This is a genomic window from Bradyrhizobium sp. I1.14.4 (assembly GCF_050435825.1).
In the GTDB taxonomy this organism is placed as follows: domain Bacteria; phylum Pseudomonadota; class Alphaproteobacteria; order Rhizobiales; family Xanthobacteraceae; genus Bradyrhizobium.
On record NZ_JBNDLA010000010.1, the window covers coordinates 1 to 23,661 of the forward strand.

Genomic DNA, 23,661 nt, shown 5'->3' on the forward strand with positions numbered 1-23,661 from the left:
CCTTGCGATCTTTCCTCGAAAGGTGGACTTCTCTTGCTTCGGGTATCATCCCGACCTTGAATCACGACTCACGATCCAAGAAAAGTGGGTACTAGATCCTTATTGACGCGTTTTTCTTCACGCGAACCGGTATCCACTTCGCTCGAAAACGCTCGAGGTCAGCTCATCAGCACCACGCCGCCTGGCAGCGATGTGATCCGCGCGCCGAACAGTTGCTCGACCTGAGCGACGAAATTGTCGAGCTTGTCGACCTGGAAGGTGCCGTTGACGAGCCGGCGCTTCAGTTCCGCATTGGTAATGATGATCTTTCCGGCGCGATACCGGTTCACTTCGTCCACGACATTCGCGAGCGGCCGGTCGCGGAAGATCAACAATCCGGTCTGCCAGGCTGCGACCTGCTTGGCGTCGACCGGAAGCGATGCCTGCAGTCCGGCGTGCGAATAGGTGACCTGTTCGGCCTTGCGAAGCTGTACGGAGCGGCCGTCCTGCTCGACAGTGACGATGCCGTCGAGACACGTCACGGAAACGACGCCGTCGATGCAGCGCGCGTTGAAGTCAGCCTGCAGCGCGCTGATGCGTCCGTCGCGCGCCAGCATCACGAGCGGCGTCGACGACGACCTTCGCGCGACCACGGAGGCCTCGCCCGAGATCAATTCGACCCGGGTTTCGTTCAGCGCAGGCCGCAGCGCAAGGCTGGTCTGGGTGTTCAACTCAACCGAAATGTCGGGCGCCAGCATCACTTTGCGCTGCTCGCCCTTCCCGGTCCGGTAGTCGGCCGAAAGCTCCTCGATCGACGGCCACATGTCGAGTGGCGGACGGATCATCACATAGCCGAGCGCGGCGGCAATCGCGCCGCCGAGCACGATGCGGCGCGTCAAAGCGCGTGACGGCCGGGACGGCAACGCCACGACGGAGGCCGCGGCGGCATTTTCGTCGGCAAGCTCCTTGGCCGCGGCGCTGGCGGTGCGGAGCAGCCGGGCAGCCGTCCTGAACGCCTCCTCGTGGTCAGGGCTTTGCGCGCGCCAGCGCTGCAACGCGTCGACGTCGGCACGTGTCGGCGCGCCGGCTTTCAGCCGAACAACCCAGTCAAGCGCCTCATCCAGCAACGGATCGGGCCCGGATGTAGGGGTCGGCTCGGTCACGACGGATTGCTCATCACCCTGCTCGCCAAACCTCAACCTCCTGATCGCGTCGAGCACATAGCGAAGGTCGCTATATAGACGATTCCGACGGCAGCAGGGCACCGCAATCGGCCGTTGCGCACAACGCAAGCAGAAACATCCGGCAATTGCGGCTTGCGCCGCGTCGCGCTCCGGAAGTTAGCCCGGCGATCGCGTGCCGGCTCAATTGCGTCTGAACCTGCTTTAAAGAGTCTCAACACTTCCAGCGAACCTTTCCCGGGCACCCCAACGGTCCTTATGAGATCGCTCTCTATTCGATAGACGACTGAAAGCCCTCTATCCCGCAGAATAGAGGTTGAAATTCGTGCAGTCTGTCACTCCTGATTTGAGGTCAAGCGCCTGCAGCCGTTGGAAATAATTCTCCGCAACGAATTTCGACGGCTCGCGGCCGCTTGACGGGCGTCGCGGCCGCGGCGAAATTTCGATCACGAACGGGGGCGAGGACCGCCGAGACGACGGATCAAAGTATAGTCGAGACAATCAGCACAATGGCTCAAGGCCAGCTTCAAATCGCTTTCCACCGTTCTCACGCTGACACCGAGGCGGGTCGCGACATCATGCGGCGTCCGTCCCTCGATCGTGATACTATAAAGTACATCGCGCGGCCGCTCCGGCAATTCGGCCAACGCTCGCTTGAAAGCATCAATATCGGATCGCGCCTCGACGATTCTCGCCGGACTCGGTCCGTCGTCGCTTAAGTCGAGCAGTGAAGCGATTTCGGCCCCGCTGACGCGCAGATTCTGCGCCTTCTGGCGGTCCTTGGCGATGTTGATCGCGATACGGAATATATAGTCGGCGGGGCTGCGGATCGGCACGGCGTCAGTGACCCGCTCCAGCCGCAGAAACGTCTCGTGCAGGGCTTCGTAGGCGAAGTCCGACGATCCCAGACGGCGGGTCAATTTCTTGACGAGGCCATCATAGTTGTCTGCAAGCTGGCCCCGCAGCCGCACTCGATTGATTTCAGCCACGTTCCGCGGCCTCCCAGACACCAGCCCGATATCCAGATTGAATTGTTCTTGAAGCTGCCAATCTCGTAACGGCCGCGCACAACACATTTATGACGGTAACAAGTCGACACCGAACGACACGCAAGCTGGTGCACCGGGGTCACATCCGAACAATGGTCTCGCGCTCGGGGACAACGATAGCGCGCCGGATCAGGCCGGGTCGAACACCAGCGTGATCTGAATGTTGAGCCGGTCAGGCAGAGGCGACGGGATCGACGGCAGCGGCTGCGCCCGCCGGATCGCGTCGACGGCAGCCTTGTCGAGCACGGTCTCTCCGGAACTGGTCTTGACCCAGACATCAAGCAGGGTGCCGTCCCGCTGCATCGAAAACAGCGTCTCGACCGCCCCGTGCAGCCGCCCGAGCCGCGCCGCGTTCGGGTAGCGCTGGTAGCGGGCCACGTGGCGAAGCAGCGTCTGCTGAAATTTCACGGCGACACTGTTGGGCGGAGCATCGGCAGGCGATGGCGTCGGACGCAGGCTCGGGACGGTCGGCTCCGCCGGCATCGGCTCCCGCGCCGGGGCCGCGGTCAGATTGTCGAGGGGCGGATCGGAGTTCTCCAGCGACACTTCGGTCCGGCTGGCGAGGGTCGCGGTTTGCGGCTGCGACACCGGCGCAACCGGGATGGGCGCAGGCGATGGGCTCGGCAGCAACCGAACCTGCACGATCGAGCTCTGCTCCCGGCTCGCCGGTCCAGCCGGCGGCTGCAGCCGGATCCAATAGATTCCACCGACGAACAACAGCGTCGCGATGGCCGGCACCAGGAGCAGGCGCAGGACCTCGCCCGAGGTCCAGGCGCTCGGATCCTCGGGATGAAACAGCAGGGACATCGGGCTCACGCCGCGCACGCCATCAGGTCCGCTGGTGTCGTTGGCACTCATTGGAACGATTTCACCCGGATCGCGATCCGCACCGGCTGCGACGCATTCGCGGGTGTCGTTCGGCTCACGGTCAGTCCTTGCAGCGCCGCGGTCACAGCGGCATCGCGACGCTGATCGCCGGTCGACCGCAACAACTGGGTTCGCTGAATCGTGCGCGCGGGGTCGATCCACAGATCGACGACGAGCTGATAGCTGCCGCCGCGGGGCCCGATATTCTTCTGCAGCGCCTTTTGAATGTCGAGCTGCAGGCTTTCGCTGTAGTCGCGCAGCACGCCGGTGTCGTTGCCGTCACTGGTCGCACGCACCTGCAGCGTGCCCAGCGACAGGTCCGCGGTCGCGAGCGGGGTCGGCGGCGGACGGTCGGCGCGCGCGCTGCGCGACGCGAGGGTGATGGCGTCCGGACGAATGTACCGGACCTTCAGGTCGGTTCCCGTCAGGAGCAGATTCAATGCATCCTCGGGCGTAAGACTCCCCTCCACCGACGTCGACTTTCGGCCGGTTGCCGAATTGCTCTCATAGAGCACCTGAACGCCGGTTCGTTCGCCATAGGCCTGCAGCGCGCCGGCAAGCTGCTGGGCGGGGATGTTGAATTCGATCGGCGCGGATGCGGTAACGGTCTCGCGCTGCTGCGCGGCGACCGCGCAGATGCTGCCGATCAGCAGCGCAGCGCAAATCCAGAACAGATGCCGCGGCCTTGCGGAGGCGCCCGGAGAATCAACGCCGATCGCAGCGCCCGCGCGTGCACCATATGATCCAACTGCCGTCATAACCTTGCTTCGGCCCAAGTGACCGTGGGTGAAATTCGGCCAGCACATCCGTGCGGGATAGCCTCCCGGCCAGCGAACCTGCGTTCTTTATATCTGGAATGTGACGGCCGTCTAACCGGCATATCGATCGGCCAAGGCGCCGGGATTTGTGCTGACCTTTCAGCGTGAAAAGTTCCCGAGCACCGCCGTAGAGGCGCCGAACCCCGGGCAACCGGCACGGCGCGGGCCAGAAAAACGAGCGAGCGCTCTCTCAGAAACTTTGATCATCCCCCTTTTCCTAACGCCGGTTCGTGGGCTAGGAATTAAGCAAGGGCGTAAAGCCCAGCCCGGACCGGCAATAAAATGAAATGGTCCGGCGACATAGCCAGGGAGGCAACGTGGGTCTCGCGCGTCAGCGACCGGGGACGAATGCGTTCGCGATGGACGTGCTTTGCGCACGCATCCTCGAACGTCATCGGGATTCCATCCGGGTCCAGAAAACCCATCTTGCCGTTCCGAACCTCACGCGCATCATCGGCGCCACGCTCACGCTTTCCAACAAGCACGGTTTTCACGCCACTACGCTGCGCCAGCTCGCGGAGGCCTCCGGCCTCAGCATGGGCGGCCTCTATACCTATTTCGACAGCAAGCCGACGCTGCTGGCGATGATCCTCGGCGAGGTTGCCGAGACGGCGGCGGAGGTCCTCACCGCGCCGCCCGCCAGCGTGAAGCAGGATGCGCGCAAGCATCTGCACTGGATCATAGCCACCCATATTCGCATGAGCGAGGCGATGCAGCCCTGGTTCGTGTTCTGCTTCATGGAAGCCAAGTCGTTTCCGCCCGCAGAACGCCAGCGCGCCATCGAGATGGAGGTGATGACCGAAAAGATCATCGCCGACGCTCTCAGACAGGGGGTCGCCAGCGGCGTGTTCGCGATCGACCAGGTCACGCTGGCGGCTTCGCTGATCAAGCCGCTGCTGCAGGACTGGTACGTCAAACGCTGGAAATACCGCAGACGCGGCACCTCGATCGAGGCTTACATCAACGCCGTCGGTGCGTTCGTCGACGCCGCGGTCGCAGGCAGGACGCGGCCCAGCCGCGTCGCGACCGGCTCCCGCACGAAATCCAGGCAGGCGGCGCACCCATAGCCGCCGGGAAGGACGAGGCAATGAAGCGATTGCGATTCAATCAACAGGAGATCGTCTTCGCCGTATTTGCCGTGCTCTTCCTGGCGTTCTCGATTTTCCTGCGCGGCTTCCTGACGCCGGAGAACATGCTGACGCTGCTGCAGAACGTGGCGGTGCTCGGCATCCTTGGGCTTGCCATGGCAATCGTCGTGATCGGGCGCGGCATCGACATCTCGCTGATTGCAGCACTCGCGGTCCCTCCCGGGCTCGTGCTTCAGATGGTGCAGAACGGCCACTCGCTGCCGGCCTCGCTGCTGACGGCCGTGCTGCTCACGATCGCGTTCGGCCTGGTCAACGGCTGGCTGATTGCCTACGCCGAGGTCCCCTCGCTGTTTGCGACGCTGGCGACCGGCCTGCTGCTCGCCGGCCTCGGACAGGCCGCGCTGTTTCAGCTCGACGTCGTGCAGTGGAGCGACGGCATGCAGGGCTTCGAGCGGCTCGGACAAGGCACCATCCTGGGCATCCCGACCTCGATCGTGATGTTTGCGATCGCCTGCCTGGTGGTCGCGTTCCTGCTGCGCCAGACGCGCTGGGGCGCCTATATCTACGCGATCGGCGACAATCCCTACGCGGCCCGCGTCACCGGCATTCCCTCGCGCCCGATCATCGTGCTGCAATATGTCGTCGCGGCGCTGATCGGCTGCTTCGCGGGCCTGGTGATGGCAGCCTCCGTCAACTCGATGCCGACCCGCGTCTTCAATTCGACGCTGATCTACGATGTCATCCTGGTCGTCGTGCTCGGCGGCATCGGCCTGTCGGGCGGCCGCGGCGGCGTGCCCAACGTCATCATCGGCACGCTGCTGATCGGCACCATGCTGAACGGCATGACCATCATGGACATCTCCTACGCCGGACAAAACCTCGTGAAGGGTATCGTCCTGCTGCTCGCCGTCATCACGGATTCATTCCTGAATCCGCGCAACGAAGAAACGGCACAGCAGGGCGACATCTGACCCAAGCCGCAACAACATCAATCACGACCAGGGAGGAAGCAATGAAGTACGCTGTCGGGACTGCAAAGCTGATCGTTGCCGCGCTCGGGCTCGCGGCCATCGCCGCGCCTGCTCTAGCCCAGCAGGGCCTGGACGAGCCGTTCCAGAAGCCGTTCAAGGAGGCCCTCGCCGGCAAGACGGTGGCCTACGTTCCGGTGGCCATGAACTTCGACCTCACCGAAGGCTGGTACGCCGGCATGAAGAGGGAGCTCGAGCCCCTCGGCGTGAAGTTCGAGATCCGCGATCCCAACTGGAACACCAATGCCGGTGCACAGGCGGTGACCTCGCTGATCTCGGAGAAGCCGGCCGTGATGGTGATCCACAATCCGGACGTGCAGACCTATGCCAAGCTGCTGCAGCGCGCCGAGAACGAAGGCATCTATGTCATCCAGATCAACATGGGATCGGCTTATCGCAGCTCGGCCTTCGTCGGCGCAAACTGGATCGAGATCGGCGAGAAGGACACTGAAGCCGTGGTCAAGGCCTGCCAAGGCAAGTCGAACAAGATCGCCATCGTGCAGGGCGCGCTCTCGGCGGCCGCCAGCGCCTACACGCTCAAGGGCGTCGAGAACGTGCTCGCCAAGCATCCGGAGATCAAGGTGGTGTCGAGCCAGGCGGCCGACTGGGATGCCGCGAAGGCCAAGGCGATCACCCAGACGGTGCTGAAGCAGAATCCTGACCTCTGCGGCATCGTCGGCTTCTGGGACGGCATGGACATCGGCACCGCCGCCGCAGTGAAGGAAGCCGGCCTGACCGGCAAGGTCTTCGTGGCGACCTCCGGCGGCGGAGAGCGCAAGGGCGCCTGCGAGCTCGTGAAGTCCGGCGCCTTCGACCTCAACCTGAGCTACGACGTGCCGACCCAGGCCGCGCAGATGGCCGGCACGATCAAGTGGCTGCTGTCGTCGGGCGCCAAGGCCGGCTCGATCAAGGGTTCGGAATACACGACCCTGATTCCGATCACCAAGGAGAACGCGGACAGCCAGACCGCGTGCTGGAATCTCAGTGACCTGAAGAAGTAATCCGGCCGTTCCCGCACGATGTCCCGGGCGGCCCTCGCCCGGGACATCGATCTCCCAAAATCGAACGCCTTGCTGGAACGCCGATGCGCGACACCTTGACGAGCCTGCGTTACCGCTACTGGCCGGATCATCTCCTCGGCGAGGTCCTGTCCAAGCGCTGGACCGAGACTGCAATTCCGGTGATCCTGCTCCTGATCATCGGCTTCGCGCTCAGCCGCTCCATCGATCATTTCCTGTCGCCGTCGAGCCTTGCCGACACCGCGCGGCAGGCCGGCGAGATCGGCTTTATCGGGCTCGGCATGGCGCTGGTGGTCATCGTTGGCGGCATCGATCTGTCGGTCGGATCGATCTTCGCGCTGACGGATTTCTGCGCGCTCTATCTGCTCGACGTGCTGAACTGGCCGGTGCCTGCGGTGGTGGTGGCCACCCTGCTCTGCGGCGCGCTGCTGGGCGCCGTCAACGGCGTCCTGATCGGATACTTGAGGCTACGCGCCTTCATCACCACGCTGATCACGTTGATCATCTATCGTTCTGCGTTCGATCTCTTGATCCAGCGCTACTCCAACTCGATCGCCGCGGCCTTTCCCGACATCCCATCCTGGAATTTCATCGGCGGCGGCGACGTATTCGGCATTCCGAGCGTCGCCTTCGTCTATATCGCGATCGCGATCTTCGGCCACATCTTCATGACCCGGCTGCGCCCGGGCTGGCACATCACCGCGATCGGCGGCTCGCGCCGCTCGGCCTACAATTCCGGCATTCCGGTTCGCCGCACCATCGCGCTCTGCTACGTCGCAAGCGGTGTGCTGACCAGCATCGCCGCGCTGTTCTTTGCCGCCCGGCTCGGCACCGTCGGCGGCGATATCGGTGTCGGCCTCGAGGTGATCGTGCTGACCGCGACCGTGCTCGGCGGCATCACGCTCGGCGGCGGCAAGGGCTCGGTCGCCAAATCGCTGGTCGGCGTGCTGATCGTGCTCTTGATCACCAACGGCCTGACCACGCTCAACGCGCGGGGCGGCATCAACCGCATGGCGCTCGCTGGAATTCTGCTGGTCGCCGCGATGGTCGACATCCGCTGGCAGAAGAACCGCACCCGCATCATCAGCAAGGTCTATGTCGCACCGACCTATCACGCATTGCCGCCACCGCCGGCCACCGAGATCGGCCAGGGCGGCCCGTTCGAGCAGAATGACAAGCTGCGCGACGTCGAATTGATCGGCCTCGGCCGCATCGAGGCGCCCGAGGACGTGATCCTCGATCGCAACGACAATCTCTACGCTGGCTCGCGCCATGGCGACATCATCCGCTTCTTCGCGCCCGACTATCAGCGGATGGAGGTGTTCGCCCATATCGGCGGCCAGCCGCTCGGCATGGCCTTCGACCGGCAGGACAATCTCTATGTCTGCATCGGCGGCATGGGTCTTTACCGCATCACGCCCGACGGTACTGTGGAGAAGGCGACCGACGAGACCAACCGCAGCATGCATTCGGTGAACGACGACAGCCGCCTGAGGTTGGCCGACGACCTCGACATCACCGACGACGGCCTGATCTTCTTCTCGGAAGCCACCGTGCGCTACGAGATGGACGAATGGCCGATCGACGGCCTCGAGGCGCGCGGCAATGGCCGCATCATCTGCTACGATACCAAGACCGGCGCCACGCATACTGCGCTGCGCGGCCTCAAATTCCCCAACGGCATCTGCGTCGCCAGCGACGGCCAGTCGATCCTGTTCGCCGAAACCTTCGGCTGCTCGATCAAGCGGCTGTGGTTCGCGGGACCGAAGAAGGGCCAGGTCGAGGTGGTGATGGACAATTTGCCGGGTTATCCCGACAACATCAATCTCGCCTCCGACGGCAATTACTGGCTCGCGCTGGTCGGCATGCGCAGCCCCTCGCTCGACCTCGCCTGGAAGATGCCCGGCTTCCGCCGCCGCATGGCCAAGCGGGTCCCGGTCGACGAATGGCTGTTCCCGAACATCAACACCGGCTGTGTCGTCAAGTTCAACGAGCAGGGCAAGATCCTCGAATCGTTCTGGGACCTGCGCGGCGAGAACCATCCGATGATCACCTCGATGCGCGAGCACCGCGGCTACCTCTATCTCGGCGGCATCGCCAACAACCGGATCGGCCGCTACAAGCTGACGAACGCCGACCCGAACTTCGTGCAGTATGACAAGCGCTGGGGGAAGCTGTCGTGATCGCGGCCGTCAGGGAATTCGCCAACCGCTTTCTCGGCCGTGGCGAGGCCACCATCACCGTGCCGTCGTTCGACGGCGCGCTCAAGCCGAACCAGAAGCTAGAGGCCGCGACGACCCTGCTGGAATGCGAGGCGCCCGAGGACCTCGCGACCGACGGCCGCAACCTTTATGTCGCCGACGGCCGGCGTCTGCTGCGCCTCGACGGCGGTACTGCGACCGAGCTGCGCAGCTTCGAGCAGCCGATTTCGGCGCTCTGCGCGCTGGCCGACGGCGGCATTGCCGTCGCGCTCGGCGGCCGCGAGGTGCGCCTCTATGCCAATCCGTCGTCGGGCGAGCCGAGCGTGACGTTCAGCGATGCCGCCTTCCATGCGATCAACGCGCTGACGCCGGCAGGCGACGGCACCTTGATCGCGACCGACGGCTCGGCGAGCTGCGGTATCGACGATTGGGCGCGCGACCTGATGGAGCTGAATCGGAGCGGCCGCGTGTTCCGGCTCGATCCCAAGGCCCGATCTGTGAAGCCGCTGGCTTCAAAGCTCGGCTACGCCTTCGGGGCCTGCGCACACGGCGACGGCGTGCTGGTCAGCGAGAGCTGGCGGCATCGTCTCGTTCTTGTCGCGGATGGCAGACCGCCGCAGATCGTGCTCGGTCACCTGCCCGTCTATCCGTCGCGGCTGTCGAAGGCCGCCGGCGGCGGCTATTGGCTCACGGCGTTCACCGCACGCACCCAGCTGATCGAGTTTGTCTTGCGCGAACCGGCCTACCGCCGCCGCATGATGGCCGAGATCGACCCGGCCTATTGGGTGGCGCCGCGGTTGCGCTCGGGCTTCTCATTCAAGGAGCCGATGCAGGGCGCGCACATCAAGACGATGGGCGTCATCAAACCATGGGCGCCGCCGCGTTCCTACGGCCTCGTCATCCGGCTGGGCGAAGACGGCAAGCCGATGTATTCGCTGCACAGCCGGGTCGACGGCATCAATCACGGCGTCGTCGCCGCGCTCGAGCTGGGTGGTGACCTTGTGCTGATCGCCAAGGGACCGGGCCGCGTGCTGAAGCTGCCCCTCGCCGGGCTTGCCGAGGAGATCGGCTCATGAGCGACACCGTGCTTTCGCTGCGCAAGGCCACCAAACTCTACGCCGGCGTGCCCGCCATCGAGGGCGTGGACTTCGATCTGCGCCGCGGCGAGATCCACGCGCTGGTCGGCGAGAACGGCGCCGGCAAGTCGACGCTGACCAAGGTGATGGCCGGCGTCGTGACCTTGACATCGGGTGGCATGACGGTCGATGGCGCAGAGGTCGCACCGCGCACGCCGCTCGAGGCGCGCAATCTCGGCATCGCCATGGTGTTCCAGGAGAACAGCCTGGTGCCGACCATGACCGTGGCGCAGAATCTGTTTCTCGGGCAGGAGAAATTCTACAACCGGCTGCGCGGCATCTACATCGCCGCCCAGCAATTCCTGCAATCGCTCAATTTCGACGTGACGCCGACCGCGACCGTAAGTGGGCTCGGCGCGGCCAAGAAGCAGATGGTGGAGATCGCGCGCGCCGTCCTGCACAAGGCCAAGGTCATCATCTTCGACGAGCCGACCGCGTCGCTGACGCCGGAAGAGAAGAAGTATTTCTTCGATCTGGTCCGTGACCTCAAGAAGCGCGGTGTCTCGATCATCTTCATCTCGCATGCGCTGGAAGAGGCCCTGCTGCTCGCGGACCGGATCACCGTGCTGCGCGACGGCAAGCACGTCGTCACCGACGACGCGGCGAAGTTCGACCGCGCGGCGATCGTGCAGGCTATGGTCGGGCGCGACCTCTCCAACACGCTGTACGGTGCCCGGAAGACCAGCGTCCGGCCCGCCGGCGCGCGCGTGCTCACGGTGCAGAATCTCAAGATGGCGCCGATGGTGAAGAACAATTCGCTGTCGGTGTTTGCCGGGCAGATCACCGGCGTATTCGGCCTGGTCGGCGCCGGCCGCACCGAGACCTTCAAGATCGTGTCCGGCGTGTTGAAGCGCGACTTCTTCCACGGCGGGGAGATCCTGCTGCACGACAAGCCGGTGCGTTACCGGGTTCCGGCGCCGGCGGTCAAAGCCGGCATCGCCTATGTGACCGAGGATCGCAAGGTCGAGGGCTTCTTCGAGACCGCTTCGATCGCCCGCAATATCTATCTCGGCCTGCTCTCCAAGTTCCCCGGGGGCCGGATGATGTTGTCGCGGCGCGAGACCAACACGGTGGGCAAGACCTGGACCCAGCGGCTGAAGGTCCGCGCCATCGGTGACGAGGCCAGGGTCGTCGAGCTTTCAGGCGGCAACCAGCAGAAGGTCGTGATCGCCAAATCGCTGGTGCAGGAGCCCGAGTTGATCATCTTCGACGAACCGACGCGCGGCGTCGACGTCGGCGCCATTGTCGAGATCCACGAGCTGATCAACCAGCTCGCCGACGAGGGCAAGGCGGTGGTGGTGATCTCGTCCTATTTGCCCGAGATCATGGCCCTGTCCGACCGCATCCTGGTCTCGCGCCAGGGCAAGGTGGTCGAGGAATTCTCCGCGCTCGAAGCCACCGAGGAGAAGATCATGTACGCGGCGATCCATTGATCGCCGCAACGGGCATGCGTCACGGCCGGCTCGCCACGGCCGCCTACTACTTTGGACCGACGGTTCCGGTCACCTTCAATCTCGCCGACCTCACCCAACCCGAAACGTCGTTGCCCGACCCCGGATTGAGATACATCACTGACGACCAGCCATCACTGGTTTGCGCATAGGCGATCAGCGCGTCATTCGGAATGACGAACACCCCGCCGATCGGGCAGTGCAGATTCGGCGCCGAGTAGAATTGCAGCCGTGCCGCGCCCGTCACCACATTGGCAACCGGCGGCGACAGTATCGGGATCCGGCTGGTGCCGGTCTGCGGCTCCTTGCAGCTCGACGGTGTCTGCGCGTGCACGGTCGCACCCAAAGCGCCCAGGACCACCGCGCTACAGACGATGCAGGCGAGCACAAACCTGTCCGACATCACTCATTCTCCTGGACCGCCAGAAGGCGATCATCGATCATTCCAGGATGTTTGTCGTCGGACGATGCGGGCAGGTTCTGCGAGATACGGCGAAAATCTGCGCACCGGAAAGGACAGCACCGCGATCGGCCTCGGCCAATGCAGGCAGAGAGACCGATCGCGTTGCGCAGGATCTGCTGCCAAGGGGAATGGAAGGTCCGCGCGGGACAAACACTTCGCCAGTTGCGACAACTGACGAAGCGGCCGGTTCAGCTATTGCCCGCGATGACGACGAGGTTGTTCAGTACAGGCGTCGAACAGAAGGCGACAACGAGAGCGATGTTGTAAACGTTGTTGCTGCGCCAAAGCAGCCACGTGATGACGAACGTCAAACCGAGCTTGGGGACCAGCCACCATACACCGAACCATGTCTGCGCCAGATGCATGAACGGGTTCAGCTCGCCCAATCCGAGATTCAGGATCACATTGGTCGACACCAGGTCGGCGTATCCCAGCAACAAGGCGAGGAGCACCAAAAGACCTTTAACCCAATTCATTCTGAGACTCCCGATGCCGAAGATGCCGGATTGGCCAGATCACGCTATTGATGATGTCCACTCGCTCGGCAGGCACGAGGCCCGTTGCAGGATACTCGTCCGGCTTCGGCACCCAGGCTGTGCCGAACAGAATGTCCATGAGTGGGAAAAAGGCAGCAAAATTTTTGTCCCGGTGCTCGGGATGGATCGAGTGATGGATCCGATGCCGTTGCGGGTTGTTGATCCATGTCACAAACCGGCCGAGCCGGATGCGGACGTTGAGATGAGCACACGAATCGGGGATGAAGAAGATAAATCCCACCGCTATCGCCATGTCCGGCGGGATGCGAAACAAGATCGCCATGACCGGAAGAAAGGCGTCGGACAGCACCCGCTCCAACCAGAAATGCCGGCCGCCGGTAATGAACGTGACGCCGTTCGCGCTGTGATGGAACGAGTGCATCGCCCAAAGAAAGGGGATCGCGTGTTGCAGGCGATGGTACGTGTACTTGTAGAGATCGAGGGCGACCACGAGGATTGCGAGCGAGACGTACCACCAGTAACCGTCGGTCGGTAACTTGATCCAACCGAGACCCGCGTAGCTCGCAATTGCGCCCGCGCTGATCGCCGCGATCGGACCGAGCATGTTCGACAACCCGAGGCTCACGATCACCGCGAGCCAATCATCACGAAACTCGGTGTAGGGAACGTCCGCAATCGGCCATCTTTTTTCCAGGATGCGACTGCCATAGACGATGCCCAGAAATACCGCCGCATAAAACACGGCGTTTGCGATGTCACTCGGCATGAGGCATGACTCGCCGGTTCAATAGGATGGACAAAAGGAATAAAAACACTCCGTCCCCTATAAGCTAAAAACCTTATTTTTTCTCAACGGGCGGGCCGGCGCAAGCAGGGTTTCTACGGGCGCCCTTCGCCTTTCAGCCCAATTCTGACGGGCCGTTTACCAGTGCAAGGTCAACGGGATGCATCCGGGGCGACCGAAACGATGCCGCTTCCGATCCAACAGCCGTCGCGGTCCCGCCGTCTCAGAAATATGAGCCGCGCCCCGCAACCGGAATAATTCGCCGACGGCGCCGTTGACGAAATCTTCACGACGCCGTCGTGGTTTCATTTCCTGTTCGTCATCGCACGCATCCGACAAAGCCAATGTCGAGGCCTTGCAGCTGTTCAAATGTGCCATCGAGTTCGATCAGGAGATTGCCGCAGCATGCGGCCGGCGCCTGCTCGATGCAGGATTGTCGGACGAGTCTTCTGCTTCTGCGCGGCTGATCCAGCAATCCGTTGGCAGCACTGGTCGTTCAACCGGCGAGCCCAATTCTGTTTGCACAGGCCGCGACTTGTGCGGGACGAAAAAGCCCGCGACGTCGTCGCGGGCTCTCTCTAAGGGTTCGGCGATGCCGGTCAGTGCAGCGAGCGGTCGGTCCGGACAGAAGCCCGTGCGGTCGTGAGCTTGCTTCGCGGCGTCAGGACGTGGAGCTGATGCGGCGTGGCTGCCGTTGCGGCCACCGCCGCTTGCTCGTGGACGTTGGCGGCGCCAAGCACGCCAGCCTGCACCGGCGAGATCGGCAGTCCCGCGGCTTCGAACGTCGGAAGCTCGGCGGCTGATGCGACCGTTGCACTCGCGATCGCGAGGGTGGCGGCAATGATGGAGAGGGAAATCTTGGTCACTTGAAGGCTCCTCGATAGAATTCGAGAAGCAGACGTAAGCTCATTTTGTTGCAATGCAATATCGATACTACCGCATCGCACAAATAGTTGATTGCCGCGACCCGACACTGGAGATCACCGTGCGGCTAACGCTCACGCCGGGAGCGAGCCCGGCAGGCACCCCAAATCCAACTGAAAACAAAGTCGAATGGCGCGCCACAGCCGATGAAGATGGGCACTACTCCCTCGCGATTCCCCTATGATGCCGAAGCCCGCGATACGCTACAATCGGCAAGTCTACGATGCTCTGCCATCTAGCACTACGCATCGTGGATCCCCCGATGTTGCGGGGTGCTCCGCTTACCCCTCAATAGCGGTAATCTCGATCAGCCTCCCAGATAGACGCGAAGGGCCAATGCACAAAACGCGACATTGCGTTGCTTTCCGCGTCTACGCAAGTCCCCGTTCGCGATCTATAACTGTTTCAGGAATTCCAGGAGCGCATTGCTTACGTCTTTGGCGCGCTCTTGCTGAGTCCAATGACCGCAACCTTTCAAGACTATTGTCTCGCGAAGCAAGGGCACGAACTGTTTCAGGCTAGGGACGAGATGGCTCCAACTCGGCGATCTGTAAACCCCGTCTCGATCGCCAACGACATAGAGTGCCGGGACCTGAACCTTTGCGCCGGACCATGGTGCGAGCAACTCCCAATTGCGATCAATGTTGCGATACCAATTCAAACCTCCTCCAAAGCCGGTGCGCTTGAACTCTTCAACGTAAAATTCGATGTCACTGTCCGTGAGCCACGTCGGCAATGATTGGGTTGTAGGCTTCCCATCAAGCCAACCCCCCTCACTAGGAAGCATCGTGAGCGACGCAGGATCTTCAACCGGCGCATCGCCAGATAGGGCGAACAATGTCGTCTTGATTGCGTTGTGGACGTCTTTTTCGAGTTCTGCCTCGGCAACGCCCGGCGTCTGGAAATACAGTTGATAGAAGCGCTGCTTTTCGGACCTCGGCATGACGGTGCTTGGTCGGTTGGGACCACGCACCTGAAACGGCACGCTCAAGCCAACGACGGCCCTAAATCGATCCGGTCTGAACAGAGCGCAGCGCCAAGCGACCGGCGCTCCCCAATCATGTCCGACAACGACTGCTTGATCCGTGCCGATCGCGTCGAGCAATCCGACCATGTCTCCGGTCAAATGCAATAGAGTGTATTGATCGATCGCATCAGGTTTGTCCGTCTGCCCGTATCCACGCATGTCGGGCGCGATGGCGCGATATCCGGCGGCAGCGAGCGCTTCCAATTGGTGCCGCCACGAATACCAGCACTCCGGAAAGCCATGGCAGAGAAGGACGGTGGGGCCGCTCCCTGCTTCGGCCAGGTGCATTCGAATGCCATTTGTCTCGATAAATCGATGCGAGATCGTCATTGCCAACCTCCGTAAGATCCAGTCACATTGTGAGTTCCAGCCACAACCGAAGTGGCTCCGCCGACACCCAGTCGAACGGCGGACCGCCAAAACGACATGCTCTACGAATTTATTTTCGAGCCCGCACCGCGCCTCCGGCAGCATCGGCGCAAGGTCGGCTTCGGGTCAATCGCGTCGATTTTTCGACGTCTGCTTTAGCCGGACATTCACGTCCGATTGGGACTGGCCTGCCTGTCGCCTTGCCGCGCCCGAATTGCAAAACCGGCGCAGCCGCGGCAGCTCCGGCGTTCTGCCCTCGACCGGCTAAGAGACATGAGCTGCACCTGCGGTCGACAAAGACCCGGCATATCAACTGCGCCAAATCCACGCGGAAGCTGCTCGCGTCATGCTTGTCCTGGTTTTTGTCCGATGGCGGTTTGGCGAACGATAGCGCAGGACCGGCGAGGCGCAGACAACCGACCGCTTGATAGCAGGATAAAAGGGCAAGGTGCGCCGCGGTCGATCGTCAGCCAGTGCAGAAGCTTATCGCAATTTTTCTGGCATCGCCGCACATTGCAAAAAGCCAGGTTCTCATTTGCGAAGAGGTCAGTGCAATGTGTAGCCGAGGCCGATCCGACTTGGCGCTGCTGAGCGATCGGCGCTCGGAATGGCGCCGCCGCGAATTACGGTGACAGTGCACTAAACTATTGCAAGTCACGGCTCGACGACGAGCCGCCGCTCGCCTGGAGTCGGACAACGCGGCTCGCAGGAAGCAGCTTTCACTTGGTGGGCGCCTTCGACTTCCATGGGCAGATCGTCTTCAACGGTACCCACGCGGAACATGACCGCATCGATGCATTGAAGCTGTCACGATGCAGTGTCCGACCATGGGAGATGGAGTTTCGCCTGACGTCACACCGAACAGCGCGCCGTCGCGCGCCCGGGGAAGTATCAGCTATCGTCTCCAGGCGTTGGCGCCGGCGACCGCCGGCTACTTTGCATGGGGTTGTTTTCGATATTTTTTTGGCGGCAGCCACGGCGACCGGCGTGACTGTGAGACATCCTGCCTGAAGGAGCATAATCTGGCGAGGCTTTGCCGTACCGAAATGGCGCGCCCGGAACGATTCGAACGTCCGACCCTCAGATTCGTAGTCTGATGCTCTATCCAGCTGAGCTACGGGCGCATTTTCGCGGTAGGGCTTAAGCCCGCATGGCTCCGGGAAGCCCGGAACGTGGCGAAAGAGCGCTCTAGCTACAGGCTCCGGGTCCAGTTGGCAAGGTCTGGAAGCGCCAATTTCGGCCACGGTTTTTAACCGGCCGCGGAATACCGGGACGGTCTTAAGCCCTCGCCCGCTCGCTGCGAACCGACAGCAGTTCCACCGGACGATCCGGGATCGAGATCCGGAAGGTGGCGCCGATGGTGCCCTCGACGAGATGGATATGGCCGCCATGGGCGCGGATCAGTTCGGCGGCAATCGCCAGGCCGAGCCCGCTGCCGCCAGGGCGGCCGGAGGTCTGGAACGCCTCGAAGAGATGCTCGCGCGCCTTGGCCGGAACGCCGGGGCCGGTGTCCGAGACCTCGATGATCGCAACCGTCCCCTCGCGGCGGCCGGTGATGCGGATCTGCTGGGCACCGCCGTCGCTGTTCGGCCGGCTTTCCAAGGCCTGCGTCGCGTTGCGCACCAGGTTGAGCAGCACGCGAAACAGCTGGTCCGGATCGGCGTCGATGGTGAGGCCGCGTTCAATCGCGCTGATCCAGGTGATCGAGACGTCGGTCGCAAGCCCGGCCGATTCCCGCACCTCGGCAACCGCCGGCTCAACCATGATGACACGGCGGTCGGGTGCCGCCTCCTGCGCGCGGCCATAAGATAGCGTCGACTGGCAGAAGGCGATAGCGCGCTCGAGCGAGCGCAGCAATTTTGGCGCAAAGCGCTGCACCCGCGGATCGGGCACGCTGGCAAGCTGGTCCGACAGCAATTGCGACGACGCCAGCAGGTTGCGCAGGTCGTGGTTGATCTTGGAGACGGCGAGCCCGAGCGCTGCGAGCCGGCTCTTCTGATGCAGCATCGAGACCAGGTCGCGCTGCATGTCGGACAGCTCGCGCTCGGCGACGCCGATCTCGTCGCCGCGCAGGCTGGGCACGATGATTCGCGCCGAACTTTCCGGATTTTCGTGGAAGCCGACAAGACTCGCGGTCAGCCGCCGCATCGGGCGGACGAACAGATAGTGCAGCGCCAGGTAGACCAGACCCGCGGTGAGGCCGGCGATCAACAGCGCAACGACCAGCACGTTGCGCGAAAAGCGGTACATCGCCTGCCGCAGCGGCTTCTCGTCGATCACGACCTCGATGAATTGCGCCTGGCCGGGCGCGGGTCCGACCACGCGGATGGTCTGGTCACCGTGCTCCAGCATGATCTCGAAAGCGTCGACGATCGCCGACCACACCGTCATGGTCCGCATGTCGACGTCATGGTCGATCGCGGCTGGTAGATCCGCACTGGCGAGCAGCCGGCGCTGCTGTCCCATCTTGATGGCGACGGCACGGGCGCCGATGCTGGTCAGGATCTGTCGCGCCAGCGAATCCGGCACCAGTCCGGAGGGGGCGGCATCGAGCACCAGCGCCGCGGTATTGGCGGCGGCCAGGCGGTCATTGAGCCGGTTCATTCGGAAGTTGGCGATCGCCGGCACATAGATCAGGAGCCCGGCGATCATCACCAGGGGGATCGTCAGCAGCAAAAGCTTGCCCGACAGCCCGAGCCGAAGGGCCGGCTTGGGCCGCTGCATCTGCGCGGTCGCCTGATCGTCAGTTAGAGCCACAAGATAAGGCCTTGTTTGGCTTAGAGGTCGGAAGATGCGGCCCGGCCCCCAACCCGGTCAAATTACGGATCGCTAATGTCGGCGGTTCCCCGAACGCCCCAAAGCGCTCCCTTGCCGTCAAAAACCCCGCGAAAACAGTTATATTCGCCCCAATTGCGACGTTTCAAAGAAGCCTTTTTGCGACGCCCTGTGACATTGACGAAAACAGGGCGCTCGCTTATAAGCCGCGCCAACTGTCCGCGATGGCCCGGTTCTTGACCGGGGGCGGCTCTTTGGGGCCGTAAACGGCTCGTTTGGGCCCGCCAGCATCACCGGACTCCATCTCAATACAACGGCAAATTGCCCGGTCAGCGGAGAATTACCCGTGAAGCGGACTTATCAACCCAGCAAACTGGTGCGCAAGCGCCGTCACGGCTTCCGCGCCCGTCTCGCCACGGCCGGCGGCCGCAAGGTCCTCGCTGCGCGCCGCGCGCGCGGCCGCAAGCGCCTGAGCGCCTGAGCCCGGACGTCTCCTCTCCGGAGATACCCATTATGGATCGGCTGAGGCAGCGGGCGGATTTCCTCGCCGTTGCCAATGGCGCGCGGGCGAATACCGCAGCTTTTGTGCTGCAGGGCCGCCGCCGCGACGATCAGGGCCCGATCCGCGTCGGCTACACCGTCACCAAGAAGAATGGCACCGCGACCGAGCGCAATCGGATCCGCCGCCGGCTTCGCGAAGTGATAAGACGGGTCGATGCCGTATTCATGCGGCCGCACCATGATTATGTGCTAGTCGGCCGTCGTGACGCGCTGACCCGCGACTTTGCGACCATGCTTGACGACCTGCGGTCGGCGCTGCGCCGCCTCGACCGGCCTGCGCCCAAAGCGGGTAACAAAAGCGCGCCCAATCCGAATGGAATGACGAGACCCTAAGAGATGTCCGACAACCGCAATACGATCCTTGCCGTCATTCTGTCCGGCCTCGTCCTGATCGCCTGGCAATACTTCTATAACGTGCCGCAGATGGAGAAGCAGCGCGAGGCGCAGCGCCAGGCCGAGGTGCAGAAGCCTGCGCCGCAGGCTGCTCCAGGTGCCGCTCCTGGTGCCGCTCCTGGCGCCGCTCCCGGAACCTCGGCAACTCCCTCTCCGGCACCGGGCACGCCTGCTGCTGACGCTCCGGTCGCGAGCCGCGAGGTGGTGCTCGCTGCCGGCCCGCGTATCAAGATCGAGACCCCGCGCATCATCGGCAGCATCGCGCTGAAGGGCGCCCGGATCGACGACCTGGCGCTGGTCCAGTTCCGCGAGACGGTCGATCCCAAATCGCCGGCCGTCGTGCTGCTTTCGCCGTCGGGCACGGCGGAGCCTTATTATGCCGAGTTCCTGTGGCTGACTGCCAACGGCTCGTCGGTGAAGACGCCGAACGCCGAAACCGTCTGGCAGCAGGAGGGGTCGAACAGCCTGTCGCCAAGCACCCCGGTGACGCTGAAATACGACAACGGCCAGGGCCTGATCTTCCGCCGCACCATCTCGATCGACGAACGCTACCTCTTCAACATCAAGGACGAGGTCAACAATCTCGGCAGCGCGCCGGTCACGCTTTATCCGTTCGGTCTGATCTCGCGCGGCGGCAAGCCGCCGGTCTCGGGCTACGCGATCCTGCACGAAGGCCCGATCGGCTATCTCGGCGAACAGGGCCTGCAGGAATACACCTACAAGAACCTCGACGAGGCCAAGACGTCGACCGGCGGAAATTCGCGCGGCGTCGTGTTCTCGAAGGTCACCGACGGCTGGCTCGGCATCACTGACAAATACTGGGCCACGGCGCTGCTGCCTGAGACCAACGCAACGCTCGAGAGCGCAAGATTCACCACCGGCGACAAGCGCTATCAGGCCGACTACATGCTCAGCGCGCAGACCATTCCGATCGGCGGTACCGGCGTCGCCAACGCGCGGCTGTTCGCCGGCGCAAAGGAAGCCGCCACGGTCGGCCTCAACTTCCCGCTGGTCGGCTTCGGCGGCTACAACAAGCAGCTCGGCCTCAACCATTTCGATCTCCTGATCGACTGGGGCCACTTCTACTTCATCACCAAGCCGATGTTCCTGGCGCTCGACTGGTTCTATCGCCTGGTCGGGAATTTCGGCATCGCGATCCTGCTGGTGACCGTGATCGTGAAGCTGTTGTTCTTCCCGCTCGCCAACAAGTCCTACGCCTCGATGGCGAAGATGAAGTCGGTGCAGCCGCAGTTGCAGGCGCTGAAGGAGCGCTATCCTGACGACCGCGTGAAGCAGCAGCAGGAGATGATGGAGATCTACAAGAAGGAGAAGATCAACCCGATCGCCGGTTGTCTTCCCGTCGCCTTGCAGATTCCGGTGTTCTTCTCGCTCTACAAGGTGCTGTTCATCACCATCGAAATGCGCCACGCGCCGTTCTTCGGCTGGATCAAGGACCTCTCGGCGCCCGACCCGACTAATCTGTTCACGCTGTTCGGGCTCATTCCGTTCGATCCGATCGCGCTGCTCGGACCGCATTTCGGCGCCTATCTCGTGATGGGCATCTGGCCGATCATCATGGGCATCACGATGTGGGTCCAGATGAAACTCAACCCGGCGCCGCCGGATCCGACCCAAAAGATCATCTTCGACTGGATGCCGCTGATCTTCACCTTCATGCTGGCGGGCTTCCCGGCGGGTCTCGTGATCTACTGGGCCTGGAACAACACGCTCTCCGTGGCGCAGCAGAGCTACATCATGCGCCGCAACGGCGTGAAGGTGGAGCTGTTCGACAATCTGAAGTCGACGTTTCAAAAAAAAAGCGTGACGACTGAGACAAAGAAGGCGACGTAGAACTACTTCTGACCTCATCCCGAGGCGCGGCCGCAAGGCCGCGTCTCGCAGGATGGCCCACCGGGACCTCTGGCCTCATGGTTCGAGACGCTGCTTCGCGGCTCCTCGCCATGAGGGCGAGATGCGGCACCTGCCTCACGCTGAGGACTAATCGAAGGCTTCGCACATGACCGCCGAATCCGATGCGGAGCTGATCGAGCAGGGGCGAAAGCTGTTCGCCGGCGACTGGCGCTTCATCTGGGCCTCGCCCTCGATCGAGACGCTGCCGCCGATGGCGGGCATCGAGGTCGCCTTTGCCGGCCGCTCCAATGTCGGCAAGTCGAGCCTGATCAACGCGCTGACCGGCCGCAATGCGCTAGCTCGCACCTCGCATACGCCGGGCCGCACCCAGGAATTGATCTTCTTCGAGGGCCCGGAAAACGCGGACTTTCGTCTCGTCGACATGCCCGGTTACGGCTACGCCTCGGCGCCGAAGACCAAGGTCGCGTCATGGACGGCGCTGATCCACAAATTCCTGCTCGGGCGCGCGACGCTGGCGCGGGTCTATGTGCTGATCGACGCGCGCCACGGCATCAAGGACGTCGATCTCGACGTGCTGAAGACGCTGGATAAATCCGCGGTCAGCTACCAGGTCGTGCTGACCAAGGCCGACCAGGTCAAGGCCGGCGAACTGAAGACCGTTATCGCCGACACCACGGCAACGCTCGCAAAACATCCCGCAGCCTTCCCCGAATTGCTGGTGACCTCGTCACGCACCGGCGACGGCATGCCGGAGCTGCGCGCCGCCATGGTGCGCCTGATCGAGGAACGGCGCCGATGAACGGCGTAGGCCGCTTCCTGATCGGCGCTACTGCTGTCATGGGGGCCTGCGGCGTGATGCTGGCGGCGGCCGCAGCCCATTTGCCGGACGCGTCGCGGCTGGCGGCGGCGTCCTCGATGCTGCTGTTCCATGCGACCGCCGCCATCGCGACCGTTGCGGTCGCGGACCGCGCGCTCATCCATGCGAAGCTTGGAGCCGTGGCGGCGGCAGGCTTCGTCATCGCGGCGTCATTGTTCGCCGGCGACCTGACGCTGCGCCAATATGCCGGCCATGAATTGTTTCCGATGGCCGCCCCGACTGGCGGAACGCTGCTGATCCTGAGCTGGCTGGTGCTTGCGATCGCAGCCATGTGGCCGAAGCGTTGATCCGTCGCCCGGAATGTCTCTCCCGCTTTGCGCCCTGCCCGGCAATCAGATAGAACCGCGCCCACCCCTCCGCTGACGACGAGACCTGCCCCATGACCGACCAGCACATCAGCCCGCTCGATCAGGCCCGCATCCTGTCCGAGGCGCTGCCGCATATGCAGGAATATGACGAGGAAACCATCGTCATTAAATACGGCGGCCATGCCATGGGCGCCGAGGACACTGCCAAGGCGTTCGCGCGCGACATCGTGCTGCTCGAGCAGACCGCGATCAATCCGGTGGTCGTGCATGGTGGCGGCCCGCAGATCGCGACCATGCTGAAGCGCCTCGGCATCCAGTCGGAATTCGCCGCCGGCCTGCGCATCACCGACGCTGCGACCATCGAGATCGTCGAGATGGTGCTGGCGGGCTCGGTCAACAAGCAGATCGTCGGCTACATCAATGAAGCCGGCGGCAAGGCCGTGGGCCTCTCCGGCAAGGACGGCAACATGGTGAAGGCGTCGAAGACGACACGCACCATGGTCGATCCCGATTCCAATATCGAGAAGGCGATCGATCTCGGCTTCGTCGGCGACCCCGAAAAGGTCGACCTCACGCTGCTCAATCAGCTGATCGGCTATGAGCTGATCCCGGTGCTGGCGCCGCTGGCGACCTCGCAGGACGGCCAGACGCTGAATATCAACGCCGACACCTTTGCCGGCGCAATCGCGGGCGCGCTGAAGGCCAAGCGCCTCTTGCTGCTGACCGACGTGCCTGGCGTGCTCGACAAGTCCAAGAAGCTGATTCCGGACCTGTCGATCAAGGAGGCCCGCAAGCTGATCGCCGACGGCACGATTTCCGGCGGCATGATTCCGAAGGTCGAAACCTGCATCTACGCGCTCGAACAGGGCGTGCAGGGCGTCGTGATCATCGACGGCAAGACGCAGCACGCGGTTCTGCTCGAGCTCTTCACCAATCAGGGCACCGGCACGCTGATCCACAAGTAATGACAGACGCGGCAGCGCGAATGAAGGCC

The 23,661-nt window shown here is 63.1% G+C and carries 22 protein-coding genes and 1 tRNA gene; 12 read left to right on the plus strand and 11 right to left on the minus strand.

Annotated features, from left to right (window positions below; translation table 11 throughout):
• Window positions 1–158 precede the first annotated feature (158 nt).
• The 4 genes from ABIB78_RS20795 to ABIB78_RS20810 form a co-directional block, all read right to left on the minus strand.
• The gene (locus ABIB78_RS20795) at window positions 159–1,142 is read right to left on the minus strand and encodes a FecR family protein (RefSeq protein WP_429027998.1); all 984 of its coding nucleotides are present in this window, start codon (window positions 1,140–1,142) and stop codon (window positions 159–161) included.
• Window positions 1,143–1,606: 464 nt separating this feature from the next.
• Window positions 1,607–2,149, minus strand: coding sequence for an RNA polymerase sigma factor (locus ABIB78_RS20800; RefSeq protein WP_429028000.1), 543 nt, complete (start codon window positions 2,147–2,149; stop codon window positions 1,607–1,609).
• A 189-nt stretch (window positions 2,150–2,338) separates the two neighbouring features.
• On the minus strand, window positions 2,339–3,067 hold the full coding sequence (locus tag ABIB78_RS20805) for a TonB family protein (protein ID WP_429028002.1): 729 nt from the start codon (window positions 3,065–3,067) through the stop codon (window positions 2,339–2,341).
• Window positions 3,064–3,834 carry a secretin and TonB N-terminal domain-containing protein gene (locus ABIB78_RS20810; protein ID WP_429028003.1) on the minus strand — a complete coding sequence of 257 codons (771 nt, stop codon included), beginning with the start codon at window positions 3,832–3,834 and terminating at the stop codon, window positions 3,064–3,066. The genes ABIB78_RS20805 and ABIB78_RS20810 overlap by 4 nt, the downstream gene beginning before the upstream one ends.
• A 419-nt stretch (window positions 3,835–4,253) precedes the next feature.
• On the opposite strand from ABIB78_RS20810, the gene ABIB78_RS20815 reads away from it, so the two are divergent.
• From ABIB78_RS20815 to ABIB78_RS20840, 6 genes are all read left to right on the plus strand, one after another.
• Complete coding sequence (locus tag ABIB78_RS20815; protein ID WP_429028503.1) at window positions 4,254–4,961, plus strand: TetR/AcrR family transcriptional regulator; 708 nt, start codon at window positions 4,254–4,256, stop codon at window positions 4,959–4,961.
• Between the two features lie 20 nt (window positions 4,962–4,981).
• The gene (locus ABIB78_RS20820) at window positions 4,982–5,953 is read left to right on the plus strand and encodes an ABC transporter permease (RefSeq protein ID WP_429028004.1); all 972 of its coding nucleotides are present in this window, start codon (window positions 4,982–4,984) and stop codon (window positions 5,951–5,953) included.
• Window positions 5,954–5,994: 41 nt separating this feature from the next.
• Entirely contained in the window at window positions 5,995–7,011 is a 1,017-nt protein-coding gene (locus ABIB78_RS20825) for a sugar ABC transporter substrate-binding protein (protein ID WP_429028006.1), read from the plus strand.
• Window positions 7,012–7,094: 83 nt separating this feature from the next.
• The gene (locus tag ABIB78_RS20830) at window positions 7,095–9,212 is read left to right on the plus strand and encodes an ABC transporter permease (protein WP_429028007.1); all 2,118 of its coding nucleotides are present in this window, start codon (window positions 7,095–7,097) and stop codon (window positions 9,210–9,212) included.
• Window positions 9,209–10,306, plus strand: coding sequence for an SMP-30/gluconolactonase/LRE family protein (locus ABIB78_RS20835; protein WP_429028009.1), 1,098 nt, complete (start codon window positions 9,209–9,211; stop codon window positions 10,304–10,306). The genes ABIB78_RS20830 and ABIB78_RS20835 overlap by 4 nt, the downstream gene beginning before the upstream one ends.
• Window positions 10,303–11,799, plus strand: a complete 1,497-nt coding sequence (locus tag ABIB78_RS20840; RefSeq protein WP_429028011.1) for a sugar ABC transporter ATP-binding protein — start codon at window positions 10,303–10,305, stop codon at window positions 11,797–11,799. Before ABIB78_RS20835 ends, ABIB78_RS20840 begins: the two co-directional genes overlap by 4 nt.
• A gap of 46 nt (window positions 11,800–11,845) precedes the next feature.
• Here ABIB78_RS20840 and ABIB78_RS20845 read toward each other — a convergent pair whose 3' ends face one another.
• The 7 genes from ABIB78_RS20845 to ABIB78_RS20875 all read right to left on the minus strand — a co-directional run bounded on the left by ABIB78_RS20845 (window position 11,846) and on the right by ABIB78_RS20875 (window position 18,605).
• Window positions 11,846–12,220 carry a hypothetical protein gene (locus ABIB78_RS20845; RefSeq protein WP_429028013.1) on the minus strand — a complete coding sequence of 125 codons (375 nt, stop codon included), beginning with the start codon at window positions 12,218–12,220 and terminating at the stop codon, window positions 11,846–11,848.
• A gap of 248 nt (window positions 12,221–12,468) precedes the next feature.
• Window positions 12,469–12,756: a DUF5658 family protein gene (locus tag ABIB78_RS20850; RefSeq protein ID WP_429028015.1), complete on the minus strand. Its 288-nt coding sequence runs from the start codon at window positions 12,754–12,756 to the stop codon at window positions 12,469–12,471.
• Window positions 12,743–13,543: a sterol desaturase family protein gene (locus ABIB78_RS20855; protein ID WP_429028017.1), complete on the minus strand. Its 801-nt coding sequence runs from the start codon at window positions 13,541–13,543 to the stop codon at window positions 12,743–12,745. The genes ABIB78_RS20850 and ABIB78_RS20855 overlap by 14 nt, the downstream gene beginning before the upstream one ends.
• A 617-nt stretch (window positions 13,544–14,160) precedes the next feature.
• On the minus strand, window positions 14,161–14,427 hold the full coding sequence (locus tag ABIB78_RS20860; protein WP_429028020.1) for a hypothetical protein: 267 nt from the start codon (window positions 14,425–14,427) through the stop codon (window positions 14,161–14,163).
• Between the two features lie 452 nt (window positions 14,428–14,879).
• Window positions 14,880–15,842, minus strand: coding sequence for an alpha/beta fold hydrolase (locus ABIB78_RS20865; protein WP_429028022.1), 963 nt, complete (start codon window positions 15,840–15,842; stop codon window positions 14,880–14,882).
• Between the two features lie 1,086 nt (window positions 15,843–16,928).
• A tRNA-Arg gene (locus ABIB78_RS20870) sits at window positions 16,929–17,005 on the minus strand.
• 154 nt (window positions 17,006–17,159) lie between these two features.
• Entirely contained in the window at window positions 17,160–18,605 is a 1,446-nt protein-coding gene (locus ABIB78_RS20875; RefSeq protein WP_429028025.1) for an ATP-binding protein, read from the minus strand.
• A gap of 397 nt (window positions 18,606–19,002) precedes the next feature.
• Here ABIB78_RS20875 and rpmH point away from each other — a divergent pair, with 397 nt between their 5' ends.
• The 6 genes from rpmH (at window position 19,003) to argB (ending at window position 23,632) form a co-directional block, all read left to right on the plus strand.
• Window positions 19,003–19,137: a 50S ribosomal protein L34 gene (gene rpmH, locus ABIB78_RS20880; RefSeq protein WP_008542748.1), complete on the plus strand. Its 135-nt coding sequence runs from the start codon at window positions 19,003–19,005 to the stop codon at window positions 19,135–19,137.
• Window positions 19,138–19,169: 32 nt separating this feature from the next.
• Window positions 19,170–19,550: a ribonuclease P protein component gene (gene rnpA / locus ABIB78_RS20885; RefSeq protein WP_429028039.1), complete on the plus strand. Its 381-nt coding sequence runs from the start codon at window positions 19,170–19,172 to the stop codon at window positions 19,548–19,550.
• Window positions 19,551–19,553: 3 nt separating this feature from the next.
• Complete coding sequence (gene yidC / locus ABIB78_RS20890) at window positions 19,554–21,461, plus strand: membrane protein insertase YidC (protein WP_429028041.1); 1,908 nt, start codon at window positions 19,554–19,556, stop codon at window positions 21,459–21,461.
• 166 nt (window positions 21,462–21,627) lie between these two features.
• Window positions 21,628–22,281, plus strand: coding sequence for a ribosome biogenesis GTP-binding protein YihA/YsxC (gene yihA / locus ABIB78_RS20895; RefSeq protein WP_429028043.1), 654 nt, complete (start codon window positions 21,628–21,630; stop codon window positions 22,279–22,281).
• Window positions 22,278–22,646, plus strand: a complete 369-nt coding sequence (locus ABIB78_RS20900) for a DUF423 domain-containing protein (RefSeq protein ID WP_429028045.1) — start codon at window positions 22,278–22,280, stop codon at window positions 22,644–22,646. Before yihA ends, ABIB78_RS20900 begins: the two co-directional genes overlap by 4 nt.
• Window positions 22,647–22,738: 92 nt before the next feature.
• Window positions 22,739–23,632 carry an acetylglutamate kinase gene (argB, locus tag ABIB78_RS20905; RefSeq protein ID WP_016848093.1) on the plus strand — a complete coding sequence of 298 codons (894 nt, stop codon included), beginning with the start codon at window positions 22,739–22,741 and terminating at the stop codon, window positions 23,630–23,632.
• Window positions 23,633–23,661: the final 29 nt, after the last annotated feature.

Coding starts and splice junctions, on each gene's coding strand:
- ABIB78_RS20805 (WP_429028002.1), bottom strand. CDS start 3,067: ATGAGTGCCAACGACACCAGCGGACCTGATGGCGTGCGCGGCGTGAGC.
- ABIB78_RS20810 (WP_429028003.1), bottom strand. CDS start 3,834: ATGACGGCAGTTGGATCATATGGTGCACGCGCGGGCGCTGCGATCGGC.
- ABIB78_RS20815 (WP_429028503.1), top strand. CDS start 4,254: ATGGACGTGCTTTGCGCACGCATCCTCGAACGTCATCGGGATTCCATC.
- ABIB78_RS20820 (WP_429028004.1), top strand. CDS start 4,982: ATGAAGCGATTGCGATTCAATCAACAGGAGATCGTCTTCGCCGTATTT.
- ABIB78_RS20825 (WP_429028006.1), top strand. CDS start 5,995: ATGAAGTACGCTGTCGGGACTGCAAAGCTGATCGTTGCCGCGCTCGGG.
- ABIB78_RS20830 (WP_429028007.1), top strand. CDS start 7,095: ATGCGCGACACCTTGACGAGCCTGCGTTACCGCTACTGGCCGGATCAT.
- ABIB78_RS20840 (WP_429028011.1), top strand. CDS start 10,303: ATGAGCGACACCGTGCTTTCGCTGCGCAAGGCCACCAAACTCTACGCC.
- ABIB78_RS20845 (WP_429028013.1), bottom strand. CDS start 12,220: ATGTCGGACAGGTTTGTGCTCGCCTGCATCGTCTGTAGCGCGGTGGTC.
- ABIB78_RS20850 (WP_429028015.1), bottom strand. CDS start 12,756: ATGAATTGGGTTAAAGGTCTTTTGGTGCTCCTCGCCTTGTTGCTGGGA.
- ABIB78_RS20855 (WP_429028017.1), bottom strand. CDS start 13,543: ATGCCGAGTGACATCGCAAACGCCGTGTTTTATGCGGCGGTATTTCTG.
- ABIB78_RS20865 (WP_429028022.1), bottom strand. CDS start 15,842: ATGACGATCTCGCATCGATTTATCGAGACAAATGGCATTCGAATGCAC.
- ABIB78_RS20875 (WP_429028025.1), bottom strand. CDS start 18,605: ATGCAGCGGCCCAAGCCGGCCCTTCGGCTCGGGCTGTCGGGCAAGCTT.
- rnpA (WP_429028039.1), top strand. CDS start 19,170: ATGGATCGGCTGAGGCAGCGGGCGGATTTCCTCGCCGTTGCCAATGGC.
- yidC (WP_429028041.1), top strand. CDS start 19,554: ATGTCCGACAACCGCAATACGATCCTTGCCGTCATTCTGTCCGGCCTC.
- yihA (WP_429028043.1), top strand. CDS start 21,628: ATGACCGCCGAATCCGATGCGGAGCTGATCGAGCAGGGGCGAAAGCTG.
- ABIB78_RS20900 (WP_429028045.1), top strand. CDS start 22,278: ATGAACGGCGTAGGCCGCTTCCTGATCGGCGCTACTGCTGTCATGGGG.
- argB (WP_016848093.1), top strand. CDS start 22,739: ATGACCGACCAGCACATCAGCCCGCTCGATCAGGCCCGCATCCTGTCC.